The sequence below is a fragment of the Pseudomonas sp. AB39(2026) genome, from assembly GCF_059831485.1.
Window position 1 is genome coordinate 2,040,036 of the sequence record NZ_CP195212.1, and the last position, 12,498, is coordinate 2,052,533.

Below are 12,498 nucleotides of genomic sequence, written 5' to 3' on the forward strand. Positions count from 1 at the left end.
CGTATGCCATACGCTGCCCGCTGTGGGACTGGCCGGAGCCGTAGGCGCAGGCCGGGAACCTGCCGGGCGCTGCGTGCACGGCCAGTTCGCCCGCTCCGCAGGCTCCCACAGGCGAGGTTTCTGTAGGTGGGTTGCACACTGTGGGACGGGTCGGAGCCGAAGGCGCAGGCCAGGAATCTGCCGGGCGCTACGTGCACGGCCAGTTCGCCCGCTACGCAGGCTCCCACAGGCGAGGTTTCTGTAGGTGCGTTGCCCTCTGTGGGACCGGTCGGCGCCGTAGGCGCAGGCCGGGAACCCGGCAAGCGCTGCGGCCCGGCCAGTTCGCCCGCTACGCAGGCTCCCACAGGGTTTGCAGAACAGGGCCTGCATCACTTGCGAATCACCTCACCCCGCTCGGCCGCCAACCGGGCCAGCAGCCGGTTCTGCACAGGCGTAGGCACGCCTTGGCTGTCCATTGAGGCCATCAGGTTTTCCACCAACGCATTGAACTCCGCAGGGCTGATCTGCTGGCCCTTGTGAGCTTCAGCCATGGTGTCACCGGTATAGGTACACGGGCCGCCTGCTTCAACGCAGAACTTTTCAACCAGCTTGCTTCTCAACCGCTCCGGGTCCACGTTGCGAAAGTGCTGCACAATACGCGGGTCTCGGGCAACGTTAAGCAACATGCCTTCCACGATACGTGTAATGCCAGGTCGGCCACCCAAGGCCTGGTACAAGCTGTCATCCGCAACAGGCGCCTGGGTACACGCCGACAGCAGTGCCACCAATCCCGCAACCAGCACCGCACGCCGCATCAGAAGCCCCCCTGAATAGACAGGTAGGTACCGTTCTGGTTATCCAGGGTGGCGATTTCGCCCAGCCGGGCATAGGCCAGCACCACGGATACATGCTTGGTCGGGAACCAGCCGATAAAGAGATCAGCCCAGTCGCTTTCACCCGCAAATGACAGGTTATCCGGCTTTTCCCGGTACTCCAGCCCCACCGCCCAGCGTGGGTTGAGCAGCACGGCCACGGCCCCCTCCTTGAGCAAGCTACGGCTGGTGCGACGGTCGCCGCCAAAGCCTAGCAGGCCCAGCTCGTTGGCGCGGCTGTAACGCAGGCCAGCGTTCACCAGCAGGTTGTAGCCAAAGGCGCCGCCCATGAACAACCGGCTGGCCGCCAGGTACCCCTCCACGTCTTCATCGCGACGCGCCCCAACTAGGCTGGGAATCAGAAAGTCCCTTTGGTGCTTGTATTCCAGCCCCAGGGATACCTGAGGCAGGCGGTCATAGATCAGGTCGCCGAACAGCCGCACCTTGGCGCCAAGCACGTCCTGGCTCAAGGTATTCTCCGGCAGGCTCAGCGTGTGTACCAGGCTGCCCAGGTCAAAGCGATTGCGTGCCACAGACAGCTCGACCCGGTTCCCATAGCCCACTGCCGCCCCCGCCACGTCCAGCCGGTAGTCCGGCAGTTGCACACGGGTGGCGAACACAGTGGCACCCACTTGGCCCTCGTCCCCATAGCCAGCGATCATCGCCCAGGGCGTAAGGCCACCGCCCGCCGCACCATCAATGCTGCTTGCGCCACCGGTGGCCAGCAGGCGGCCCTGGCGGCCAGCTTCATCGGCGAAGGCAGGCACGCTTAGCGTTAATGCCACGCCTAGCAGCACATTGGCAAACCGCTTCATCCCACCACCGTCTTAGCCGGTAAGTACACTGTTTTGCGTACCCAGGCTTCAAAGTGTTCAGCCGTCAAGGGGCGGCTGATGAGGTAGCCCTGGGCGGTGTCGCAGTTCCAGCGTTCAAGCAGGCGCAGGCTGCGCTCATACTCCACGCCTTCAGCCACTACCCTGAGCCCCAGGTTATGGCTCATTTCGATGGTGGAACGCACGATCACGGCGTCTTCGCTGGTTTCGTCTAGGTCCCGCACGAAGGACTGGTCGATCTTGAGTTCCTGCACAGGCAAGCGCTTGAGGTGGGCCAGGGAGGAATAACCGGTACCGAAATCATCCACCGACAGGCTTATGCCGCAGTTGCGCAACTGGTGCAGCACGTGAAGGGCGGCCTCCGGTTCGCGCATGATGGCGCTCTCGGTGATTTCGAACGTCAGTTGCTGGGCAGGGACGCCATGGCTGCTCAGTAGGCGCGGCACCCGATCGGCCAGGTCCGTGCCCAGCAAGTCCTCAGCAGAGACGTTGACAGACAGTTCCACTTGCAAGCCCCGGCTGTTCCATTCAGCCAGTTGGCGAATGCTTTCGGCGATCACCCAGCGCGTCAGCGCCTGGATGCTGCCGGTGCGCTCAGCCAAAGCGATGAATTCTCCAGGGGAGACCTGGCCGAACTGCGGGTGATTCCAACGCAGCAGGGCTTCGGCCTGGCGCACTTTGCCCAAGCGCAGGTCCAGCTTGGGCTGGTAGTGCAACAGCAGTTCACCGTTCTCGGCAGCGTTGCGCAGGTCGCGGATCAGGCTGACCTCGCGCAGGTGCACCAGGTCTCTGCCATGCTGGTACAACTGCAACCGGCCCGGCAACGCCTGGGCATCGGTGCGGGCAATGGCCGCACGCGAGGCCAGCACGTCTGCACTGCTGCCGTCATCGGGGAATACCGCAATGCCGATACTGGCATCCAGGCTGAAGTCGTGGCCGTCCAACCGCCGTGCCTTGAGCAGCGCTTGCTGCAACCGGTCTGCCACGGCCACGGCGCGTTGCGCGTCTACGGCTTCAAGTACCAGCAGGTATTCACCCCCGATGAGGTGGGCCAGGGTGTCGCCGGGCCGAAGCACCGGTTCCAGCGTCGGCCCTACGCTGCGCAACAGGTTCTCGGCAAAACCTGTTCCCCCGTTGGTGGTCAGCGCTGCCAGGTTGTCCAGGGTGAGGCTCAGCACCGCCGCTGGTCGCTCGGCCGCGATGGCGCTGCCCAGGCGCTCCATGGCCAGCGCTCGGTTGGGTAAGCCTGTCAGGTGGTCATGGAGCGCATTATGGGCCAGGCGATGCTCACGCTCGGCGATACCGGCCTGCATCATGTTGATGGCACTGGCCAGGGTGCCGAATTCATCGCTGCGGCGCAGTTGTACCCGTACGTGATAGTCGCCTTGGCCGATACGCTCTGCAGCATCGGCCAAAACACGCACGGGGCTTGAAATTGTGCGCGCAAGCAACAGCGCGCCAATCAAAGAGGCCACCAGTGCGGCCAGCGCAATAATCAGGATGTCGTGGTCCAGCGGCGCAAAGGCCTGCATGGCATCGTCTAACGGGCTTTGCAGCAAGGCGATGACACGCTCATCCGTACCGGGTGCCCCTGCCAGTTCCAGGCGCTGTTCAAGGAAACGTTGCCCACCATGTTCGCCCAGTGTGACCAGTGCAGGTGGGTGCTCGTTGAGCAGCCACTGAAGCAGCCCGGCGCGCAGGCCTTGGGGTTGGGTCGTGATCAAGGCGCCAGGCTGGTCGCCGTTCACCGCCAGGAAAGAGACCTGTAGGTTGCTCAACGCGTGCAGTTCCTGGGCAAAGGCATCGTCCATGGTGAACCCCATCACCACACGGGCGATGGGGAGCGGCGCCAGTACTACCGCATCCACCAGCAATACCGGCATGCCGCCCCACGCCACGATCAGCATGTTCTGGTTGCGTTTGCGTGCCTCCCGCAGAGCCTGGTCGTAAGGGAACAGTGCCCCTTCGGCGAAGGTGGCGTGGGTGCTGGCCATGACCTTGCCGTCCATGCCCAGCAGCACGGCGTCACTGGCACCGATACGGCCACCGTGGTTGAGCAGGGCCGAGCGAATGGTTGCAGCGTCGGCGCTGGTGATAGCGTCTCGCAGGCCAAAGTCGGCGGCCAGCAGCTGCACGCCATCACGCAGGCGCCGGCCTCGCATGTCCAGCAGGCGCTCGAAGACGCGCCCGCCCACCTCCAGCTGTTGGTGAGCCTGTGCCTGCACGGCGTCACTGGTCGCCAGCTTGACCGCGACGGTCAAGGCCACAATCACCACCAGTAGCAACAGCACCAGTACCGTGCTGATGCGCCATTGAACGCTATTCTTTGTTTTCACGCAGTGCCTTGCCGAACGCATCGCCGAATGGGCTGGTGGGCGGTACAGGTGCGTCGCTGGCCAGTGGCTGCACGGCCAGGGTGAACACTTTGCTCACGGGGGCTTGTGTGATCACTAGATTACCGCCGGCCTGGGGCTGCAGGTCTGCACGCTGGGGGTGCCACAGGGTCAGGCTGTAGCTGCCAGTGGGTAGATTGGCAAAGGTTACCTGGCCTTTGCTGTCCGTCACGCCGTACCAAGGGTCCTGAGTCACGTAAATATAGCCCAGCATCCAGTCATGGATATTGCAACCGAGCACCACAACGCCGGGCTGGTCGAACAGCACGGGGGCCGCTGGAATGCCTTCGTACAGGCGCAATTCGAAGCGCTTGCTGGGAGAGAAGGAGTACACCTGGTGGCGAATGTCATCGCTGTTGGGAAAGGTCACCGCCGTACCGGCATGTATAGCCAGCACGTGGGGGTAGAACACCTTGTCCCGCTGATCCATGTCGGCCTTCAACGGGCCAGGCGCAGCGCCGGGGGGGCCGGCCAGCGTGACCACCGCGTCCGCCAATGGCACACCCTGTGGGTCGATAAGGCCGACTTGCAACATCCCGGCACACACTGAGGTTGCCACCGAGCTGGCCAGTAACCACACCGCAATACGGCAGAAGAAAACACGCATCGCACACACTCACGTCAAATCTGGGAGGCCCCACTCAAGGGCTCTACACCGGCCGGGGTAACACTGCAGCATAGTGCAGCCAACGGGGTAGCGAGGCTCGATGTGGCACAGGGGCGCTGTACTTGGGTTATCGGCCGTAATGCCCAATCCTTCAGCCCTCCCATTGAAACCCGCGACGCTGTGCCCCATCTAAGCGTTCATAGCCATTTTCGCAGGTGCCCCATGAGCGACCAGGATTCCGTTGTGGACCACTCCAATGCTTCCGACGAAGCGTCCGCTGAATCGGAGCAGGTAGAGCATTCCACCACTTCCAGCACCGAGCTGGTATTGCCGGGCCAGAACCTGCCGGACAAAGTGTATGTGATCCCGATTCACAACCGGCCCTTCTTCCCCGCGCAGGTGCTGCCGGTCATTGTCAACGAGGAGCCTTGGGCAGAAACCCTGGACCTGGTCGCTAAAACGCCGCACCACTCCCTGGCACTGTTCTACATGGAAACCCCTGCCGAGGACCCGCGCCACCTGGACACGGACACGCTGCCTCTATACGGCACCCTCGTGAAGATCCATCACGCCAGCCGCGAAGACGGCAAACTGCAATTCGTGGCCCAAGGCCTGTCGCGGGTACGCATCCGCACGTGGCTCAAGCACCATCGCCCCCCCTACCTGGTGGAGGTGGAATACCCGCTGCAGCCGGTGGAGCCTACCGATGAGATCAAGGCCTACGGTATGGCGCTGATCAATGCCATCAAGGAGTTGCTGCCGCTTAACCCGCTATACAGCGAAGAGCTGAAAAACTACCTCAACCGCTTCAGCCCTAACGACCCCTCGCCCCTGACTGACTTCGCCGCAGCGCTTACGTCCGCCACAGGTGCCGAGCTGCAGCAGGTGCTGGACTGCGTGCCCATGCTGCGCCGGATGGAGCGGGTGCTCCCGATGCTGCGCAAAGAAGTGGAAGTGGCCCGTTTGCAGAAAGAAATTTCTGCCGAGGTGAACAAACAGATCGGCGAGCACCAGCGCCAGTTCTTCCTCAAGGAACAGCTTAAAGTCATCCAGCAGGAACTGGGCCTGACCAAAGACGACCGCAGTGCTGACATCGAACAGTTCGAGCAGCGGCTGGAAGGCAAGACATTGCCGGCACCCGCCCGCAAGCGCATCGACGAGGAAATGGGCAAGCTGGCCATTCTGGAAACCGGCTCGCCTGAATACGCCGTAACGCGCAATTACCTGGATTGGGCCACGGCCCTGCCCTGGGGTGTGTATGGCAAGGACAAGCTGGAGCTCAAGCACGCCCGCAAGGTACTGGATGCACACCATGCCGGCCTGGGTGATATCAAGAACCGCATTCTGGAGTTCCTGGCTGTAGGCGCTTACAAGGGTGAGATCAGCGGCTCTATCGTACTGCTGGTGGGCCCGCCCGGCGTGGGCAAGACCAGTATCGGCAAATCCATCGCCGAATCCCTAGGCCGACCGTTCTATCGTTTCAGCGTGGGCGGCATGCGCGATGAGGCCGAGATCAAGGGCCACCGCCGTACCTACATTGGCGCCCAGCCCGGCAAGCTGGTGCAGGCGCTCAAGGACGTGGAGGTGATGAACCCGGTGATTATGCTCGACGAAATCGACAAGATGGGCCAGAGCTACCAGGGCGACCCGGCCTCTGCCTTGCTTGAAACGCTGGACCCGGAACAGAACGTGGATTTCCTTGACCACTACCTTGACCTGCGGCTGGACTTGTCCAAGGTACTGTTCGTGTGTACCGCCAACACCCTGGATTCCATTCCAGGCCCTTTGCTGGATCGAATGGAAGTGATTCGCCTGTCTGGCTATATCACCGAGGAAAAGCTCGCCATCGCCAAGAAGCATCTGTGGCCCAAGCAGCTGGAAAAGGCTGGGGTGTCGAAAAACAACCTCACTATCAGTGACAGCGCCTTGCGCCTGGTGATCGAAGGCTATGCCCGCGAAGCTGGTGTACGCCAGCTGGAAAAACAACTGGGCAAGGTGGTGCGCAAATCCGTGGTCAAACTGCTGGACAACCCGGACGCGGTGATCAAGGTGGGGCCCAAGGAGCTTGAAGCCTACTTGGGCATGCCTGTGTTCCGTAGCGAGCAGGTGCTGTCGGGCGTTGGCGTGATCACCGGGCTGGCCTGGACCAGCATGGGGGGTGCCACCCTGCCTATCGAAGCCACACGCATCCATAGCCTTACCCGGGGGTTCAAGCTCACGGGGCAACTGGGGGAGGTGATGAAAGAGTCGGCGGAAATCGCCTACAGCTATATCACGGCCAACCTCAAGCAGTTCGGTGGCGAGGCTACCTATTTCAACGAAGCTTTCGTTCACCTGCATGTTCCTGAAGGGGCTACCCCCAAGGACGGCCCTAGCGCAGGCGTGACCATGGCCAGTGCCTTGCTGTCCCTGGCCCGCAACCAGCCACCGAAGAAAGGCGTTGCCATGACGGGCGAGCTGACCCTGACGGGGCATGTACTGCCCATTGGCGGGGTGCGCGAGAAAGTGATCGCAGCGCGCCGGCAGAAGCTTAACGAGCTGATTCTTCCGGAAGCCAACCGGGGCAACTTCCAGGAACTGCCGGACTACCTGAAGGAAGGGATTACCGTACACTTTGCGAAACGCTTCGCCGATGTGGCCAAGGTGCTATTCCAAGGTTAACGGTTCCGGGCGTCGCTTGCCTGCGCTATGCTCGCAAGCGTCGCCCCCGCCTGGATGCCCGTCGATGCTTCTTTTGCGTAGCCTTTTCCTTGCCAGCCTGGCCCTGCTTGCCGCTTGCGCCGGCCGCCACACGCCTGATGCCTCGGTGGCGTTCGACTTGAGCCGGCAGCAGCAATGCCCTGTGGTATTGGCCAAGGGCCAATTGCTTATTGTGACGCTCCCTAGCAACCCCACCACCGGCTACCGCTGGCTGGTGCAGAACCCTGCACCCGCTGCGCTGCGCAGCCTCGGGCCTGAGGTGTACACCAATGCCGAAGACGCTGGGATCGTAGGCGTGGCGGGCCAGTCAGTATGGCGGTATCGCGCTCAAGGTCCCGCCACTGGCCAGCTGCTGATGGTGCTGCAACAACCCTGGGCACCTGAAGTAAAGCCCGTGCAGACCTTCGCGTGTGATATTGAGGTGCAGTAAGCCGCGCCAAGGCGCAAGCTTCAAGCTTCAAGCTTCAAGCTTCAAGCAAGGGCATCGCAGGCCGCCATTACGCGATCCGCCTTTACTTGTAGCTTGTAGCTTGTAGCTTGCAGCTCTAAAATTCTCCGCCCCCGCCCTACCCGCAGACTTCCCGTGACTGAACGCCCCGATCGTCTTTTCGCCCAACCTTTAGCCAAGGTGCCGGACTTCGTCTTCAACGATGACGTGGTGCGGGTGTTTCCCGACATGATCAAGCGGTCGGTGCCGGGCTACCCCGCTATCGTGGAAAACCTGGGCGTGCTGGCAGCACGTTTTGCCCAACCCCATACGCACCTGTATGACCTGGGCGCTTCATTGGGCGCGGTGACTCAGGCGCTGCGCCGGCATGTTCGCCAGGACGGTTGCCAAGTCATAGCCCTGGACAATTCGCCCGCCATGGTGCAGCGCTGCCAGGAGTACCTCAAGGCGCAGGACGCCATGTACCAGGAACTGCTGCCTGTGCAGGTTCTGGAAGCCGACATTCTGGAGGTTGCGTTCAAACCGACCTCAGTGGTGGCACTGAACTTCACACTGCAGTTCATCGCGCCGGAGCACCGCCTGGCCTTACTGGCCCGCCTTCACCAGGCACTGGTACCGGGCGGCGCGTTGCTGCTGTCTGAAAAACTGCGCTTTGAAGACCCCCACGCTCATCACCTGCTCACTGAGCTACACGTGGATTTCAAGCGCGCTAATGGCTACAGCGAGCTGGAAATTGCCCAGAAGCGCAGCGCCATCGAACATGTGATGAAGCCTGATACCTTCGAAACACACCGTGACCGTTTGTTGGCTGCTGGCTTCAGCAAGGTCATCCCCTGGTTTCAATGCCTCAACTTCGCCTCGATGATCGCCCTACCATGATTGACCTTGCTCCTCTCGTCCGCCGCCTGGCCGGCTCTCCCCTCGCCGATTGGGCCAATGGCCTGCAAGCTGACCTGAACAACCGGCTGGAAAAAGGCCACGGCGATCTTCAACGCTGGCAGGCTGCACTCAATGCCCTGCCGGTGTTAACGGCGAGTGAGGTGGACCTGGTCCACGGCCTGGCCCTGGAGGGTGACTGCGACGACAGCACCCGACACCGACTGCACGACGCCCTGATGAGGCTATCCCCTTGGCGCAAAGGCCCTTTCAACCTGTTCGGTGTGCACGTGGACACCGAATGGCGTTCGGACTGGAAATGGGCCCGCGTGGTGCCCCATCTGAACCTGCGTGGCAAACGCGTGCTGGACGTAGGTTGCGGCAACGGTTACTACCAGTGGCGCATGCTGGGGGCTGGCGCCGAAAGTGTGATCGGCATTGACCCAAACTGGCTATTCTTCTGCCAGTTCCAGGCGTTGAGCCACTACCTTCCAGCCCTGCCTGCCTGGCACCTGCCATTCGCCCTTGAAGACCTGCCGCCAAACCTTCAGGGGTTCGACACGGTGTTCTCAATGGGTGTGCTCTATCACCGCCGCTCACCTATCGACCATCTGTTCGCCTTGAAGGATTGCCTTGTCAAAGGTGGCGAGTTGGTGCTGGAAACCCTTGTGATACCGGGTGATGAGCGCCAGGTACTGATGCCAGAGGACCGCTACGCGCAAATGCGCAACGTCTGGTTCCTGCCGTCGGTACCTGCGCTGGAACTGTGGGTACGGCGCGCCGGTTTTACCAATGTGAAATGCGTGGACGTCAGCCATACCACAACCGACGAACAACGCAGTACGGCATGGATGCGCTACCAGTCCCTGGAGCACTTCCTGGCCCCAGGGGATCACACTAAAACCGTGGAAGGGCTGCCTGCGCCGATGCGGGCGGTGATTACGGCGCGCAAGCCGGCGTAACCTGTTGCTCAGCGAACCTGAACGGATCAAGTTAAGCTTTACGCCTGTCTACAGCCCTTTGCCAGCCTTGATGGTACTTACCGGAGGTCATCCTTATGAGCAATCGCCAGGCCGAAATCGCCGCAGCGCTGAACGTTATTCCCCCCTTTGCCGATGAAGCCGCACTGGTAGCAGAAGTGAACCGTCGAAAGACATTCATCCAACAAACGCTACGCAATGCCGGCCTCAAAGTGCTGGTGCTGGGCATCAGTGGCGGTGTGGACTCCAGCACAGCTGGCCGCTTGGCGCAGCTAGCGGTTGAAGGGCTTAGGGAAGAAACAGGTGATAATGCCTATCGTTTTATTGCGGTACGCCTGCCTTATGCCCAGCAGCATGACGAAGACGATGCCGCCGCCGCCATGAGGTTTGTGAAGGCAGACGAGGAAGTGACGGTGAATATCGCAGGTGGTGTACAGGGGCTGGATGCTCAACTGGACGCACTCACCGTGGCCAAACCCTTGACCGACGCACGCCGTGATTTCGTGCGGGGCAATACCAAGGCGCGTATGCGCATGGTGGCGCAATATGCCATTGCCAATGCCAACGATGGGCTGGTGGTTGGTACGGACCATGCCGCTGAAGCCGTGATGGGGTTCTTTACCAAGTTCGGTGATGGGGCCTGCGACCTTACGCCCCTGGAGGGGCTGGTGAAAGGCCAGGTACGCGCCATTGCTCAGTACCTGGGTGCACCCGAGAAGCTGTTCGCGAAAACGCCAACCGCCGACCTTGAAGAACTGACCCCAGGCAAGCCAGACGAAGAGGCCCATGGGGTGACCTACCAGGAGATCGACGCCTTCCTCCACGGGCAGCCCGTGCGCCAGGAAGCCTATGACACCATCGTGCGTACCTACGACAAGACGGCGCATAAACGCCGCCAGCCGTATGCGCCGGAGTAGTTTTATCTAGCGGTGGGCTCGATCTGCAGCGGCCACGATCAGTGCTTTCATCTCGGCCACCGCGGCTGGGAAGCCAACGAACAGGGCATGGGCCACTAAAGCGTGGCCAATGTTCAGTTCGTTGATGCCTGGGATGGCAGCTACAGGCTCCACATTGTGGTAGTGCAAGCCATGGCCCGCGTTAACGATCAGCCCCAGGCTCAGGCCCAGCGCTACGCCTTCGGCAATGCGCTGCAATTCAAGCGCTGCTTCTTCAGCGGTATGAGCATCTGCGTAACGCCCGGTGTGCAACTCAATGGCCGGAGCACCCGTGCGGGCCGATGCCTGGATCTGTGCCGGATCAGCGTCGATGAACAGTGAAACCTCACTGCCCACGGCGCTCAGCCGCTCTACGGCGTCACGGATCCGCGCTTCCTGGCCCGCCACATCCAGTCCGCCTTCCGTGGTGAGCTCCTGCCGTGTTTCAGGCACCAGGCAAACATGCTCTGCCCGCAGGCGCTCGGCGAACTCAAGCATCGTATCCGTGACGCCCATTTCAAAATTCATGCGGGTTTGCATCACTTGCTTGAGCAGCAGCACATCCCGCTCCTGGATATGCCGGCGGTCTTCCCGCAGGTGAACGGTGATACCGTCGGCGCCAGCCTGCTCAGCATCCAAGGCGGCCTTCACCGGGTCTGGGTAGCGCGTACCGCGGGCCTGACGCAAGGTAGCAACGTGGTCGATATTAACGCCCAACAGAATACGGGTGCGGGTGGTCACGGAAAAACTCCCTGGCTCTAGATGACTTCAGGATACGTGGGATAGGCCTGGTACGCACCCATGGTGATGTAGTCGCACTTCCCGGCCTCCGCCTTCGGCTACACAGCAGGGCCATTGTAGGAGCTGGCGAAGCCCGCGAACCTGGCCGAACGCGTTGTGCCATACGTTCCCGGCCTTCGCCTTCGGCTACACAGCAGGGCCATTGTAGGAGCTGGCGAAGCCTGCGAACCTGGCCCAACGCGTTGTGCCATACGTTCCCGGCCTCCGCCTTCGGCTACAACCGGTCCCACAAGGAACGCACAGCAGGGCTATTGTAGGAGCTGGCGAAGCCTGCGAACCTAGCCCAACGCGTTGTGCCAGACGCTCCCGGCCTCCGCCTTCGGCTATGACCGGTCCAACAGGGAGCGCATAGCAGGTCCGATGCGTTGCCGTGCTCGTCACACCTTGCGAAACAGTTCGCGACTCATCAGAGGTTTGCCGCCCAGGTGCGCCGCCAAGGCTTGGCGCATGAGGCGTTTGGCTGCCAGCAATGCACCCTCGGCGGCCCAGTCCGCATCAGCCATGGCCAGCAGGTCTGCCCCTTTGAACAGCCCTGGCGCGAAGCTGGCTACGCGTTCCAGGCCTTCCTCCGTGCTGAGCCTATAGAGCCCCTGCGCTTCTACAGGGTGGCCGCTGTTGTCTTGGTTCAGTGCAAAGGCGTAACCCAGCTCCACCAACAAGCGCCACTCGAAAGCCCGTAGCAAGGGCTCCAAAGGGTGGCCTTGAGCGAGGGCTTCCAGGGTAAGGGCATACTGCTCATACAGGGCAGGGTTTGCCGTCTCGAAGGGCAACAAGCGAACCAGAAGTTCGTTCAGGTACAGGCCGCTGAACAGCGCTTCGCCGACCAGCCAGGGGCTGTTGCCTGCGCTTTCGAACCGACCTACGCTACGCAGCTCGCTTTTGCCCCGGAATTCGACCACCAGCGGCACAAAGGGCCGTGCCAGGCTGCCGGTCTTGCCCCGAGCGCTGCGCAGTACCCCACGCACGCGGCCCCCTGGGGTGAAGAAATCCACTAGCGCGCTGGTTTCACGGTAGGGCCGTGTGTGCAGCACATAGGCCGGCTGAGCCTCTGTGCTACTCATGAACGCACCCGCC

General features: G+C 61.8%; 11 protein-coding genes. 5 read left to right on the plus strand and 6 right to left on the minus strand.

Translation table 11 applies throughout. From position 1 onward, the window contains the following. Positions 1 to 368: 368 nt before the first annotated feature. Genes ACSAMW_RS09255 through ACSAMW_RS09270 form a run of 4 tightly spaced genes read right to left on the minus strand, consistent with a single transcriptional unit; the run spans position 369 to position 4,684 of the window. Entirely contained in the window at positions 369 to 794 is a 426-nt protein-coding gene (locus ACSAMW_RS09255) for a group I truncated hemoglobin (protein ID WP_500593666.1), read from the minus strand. After that, a complete protein-coding gene (locus ACSAMW_RS09260; RefSeq protein WP_500593667.1) occupies positions 794 to 1,666 on the minus strand; it encodes a DUF3034 family protein in 873 nt (290 codons plus the stop codon). Before ACSAMW_RS09260 ends, ACSAMW_RS09255 begins: the two co-directional genes overlap by 1 nt. Further along, positions 1,663 to 4,020 carry a putative bifunctional diguanylate cyclase/phosphodiesterase gene (locus tag ACSAMW_RS09265; RefSeq protein ID WP_500593668.1) on the minus strand — a complete coding sequence of 786 codons (2,358 nt, stop codon included), beginning with the start codon at positions 4,018 to 4,020 and terminating at the stop codon, positions 1,663 to 1,665. The genes ACSAMW_RS09260 and ACSAMW_RS09265 overlap by 4 nt, the downstream gene beginning before the upstream one ends. After that, positions 4,004 to 4,684: a methylamine utilization protein gene (locus ACSAMW_RS09270; RefSeq protein WP_500593669.1), complete on the minus strand. Its 681-nt coding sequence runs from the start codon at positions 4,682 to 4,684 to the stop codon at positions 4,004 to 4,006. The genes ACSAMW_RS09265 and ACSAMW_RS09270 overlap by 17 nt, the downstream gene beginning before the upstream one ends. Before the next feature lie 222 nt (positions 4,685 to 4,906). Here ACSAMW_RS09270 and lon point away from each other — a divergent pair, with 222 nt between their 5' ends. The 5 genes from lon (at position 4,907) to nadE (ending at position 10,605) form a co-directional block, all read left to right on the plus strand. Then, complete coding sequence (gene lon, locus ACSAMW_RS09275; RefSeq protein ID WP_500593670.1) at positions 4,907 to 7,345, plus strand: endopeptidase La; 2,439 nt, start codon at positions 4,907 to 4,909, stop codon at positions 7,343 to 7,345. 64 nt (positions 7,346 to 7,409) lie between these two features. Then, positions 7,410 to 7,814, plus strand: coding sequence for a protease inhibitor I42 family protein (locus ACSAMW_RS09280; RefSeq protein ID WP_500593671.1), 405 nt, complete (start codon positions 7,410 to 7,412; stop codon positions 7,812 to 7,814). Positions 7,815 to 7,967: 153 nt separating this feature from the next. Next, on the plus strand, positions 7,968 to 8,711 hold the full coding sequence (gene cmoA / locus ACSAMW_RS09285) for a carboxy-S-adenosyl-L-methionine synthase CmoA (protein WP_500593672.1): 744 nt from the start codon (positions 7,968 to 7,970) through the stop codon (positions 8,709 to 8,711). Next, positions 8,708 to 9,670 (plus strand): tRNA 5-methoxyuridine(34)/uridine 5-oxyacetic acid(34) synthase CmoB, encoded by a 963-nt coding sequence (gene cmoB, locus ACSAMW_RS09290; RefSeq protein WP_500593673.1) that lies wholly within the window; start codon positions 8,708 to 8,710, stop codon positions 9,668 to 9,670. The genes cmoA and cmoB overlap by 4 nt, the downstream gene beginning before the upstream one ends. A 95-nt stretch (positions 9,671 to 9,765) precedes the next feature. Then, positions 9,766 to 10,605 carry an NAD(+) synthase gene (gene nadE, locus ACSAMW_RS09295; protein ID WP_500593674.1) on the plus strand — a complete coding sequence of 280 codons (840 nt, stop codon included), beginning with the start codon at positions 9,766 to 9,768 and terminating at the stop codon, positions 10,603 to 10,605. A gap of 6 nt (positions 10,606 to 10,611) precedes the next feature. On the opposite strand, the gene pdxJ is transcribed toward nadE, so the two are convergent. Together pdxJ and recO are read right to left on the minus strand one after the other, a co-directional pair. Next, positions 10,612 to 11,364, minus strand: a complete 753-nt coding sequence (gene pdxJ / locus ACSAMW_RS09300; protein WP_500593675.1) for a pyridoxine 5'-phosphate synthase — start codon at positions 11,362 to 11,364, stop codon at positions 10,612 to 10,614. Between the two features lie 437 nt (positions 11,365 to 11,801). Then, positions 11,802 to 12,485: a DNA repair protein RecO gene (gene recO / locus ACSAMW_RS09305; RefSeq protein WP_500593676.1), complete on the minus strand. Its 684-nt coding sequence runs from the start codon at positions 12,483 to 12,485 to the stop codon at positions 11,802 to 11,804. Positions 12,486 to 12,498: the final 13 nt, after the last annotated feature.

Bases quoted from the DNA above. Each gene is read 5' to 3' on its own strand.
- ACSAMW_RS09260 (WP_500593667.1), bottom strand. From the start codon at position 1,666: ATGAAGCGGTTTGCCAATGTGCTGCTAGGCGTGGCATTAACGCTAAGC.
- recO (WP_500593676.1), bottom strand. From the start codon at position 12,485: ATGAGTAGCACAGAGGCTCAGCCGGCCTATGTGCTGCACACACGGCCC.
- nadE (WP_500593674.1), top strand. From the start codon at position 9,766: ATGAGCAATCGCCAGGCCGAAATCGCCGCAGCGCTGAACGTTATTCCC.
- cmoB (WP_500593673.1), top strand. From the start codon at position 8,708: ATGATTGACCTTGCTCCTCTCGTCCGCCGCCTGGCCGGCTCTCCCCTC.
- lon (WP_500593670.1), top strand. From the start codon at position 4,907: ATGAGCGACCAGGATTCCGTTGTGGACCACTCCAATGCTTCCGACGAA.
- ACSAMW_RS09255 (WP_500593666.1), bottom strand. From the start codon at position 794: ATGCGGCGTGCGGTGCTGGTTGCGGGATTGGTGGCACTGCTGTCGGCG.
- ACSAMW_RS09270 (WP_500593669.1), bottom strand. From the start codon at position 4,684: ATGCGTGTTTTCTTCTGCCGTATTGCGGTGTGGTTACTGGCCAGCTCG.
- ACSAMW_RS09280 (WP_500593671.1), top strand. From the start codon at position 7,410: ATGCTTCTTTTGCGTAGCCTTTTCCTTGCCAGCCTGGCCCTGCTTGCC.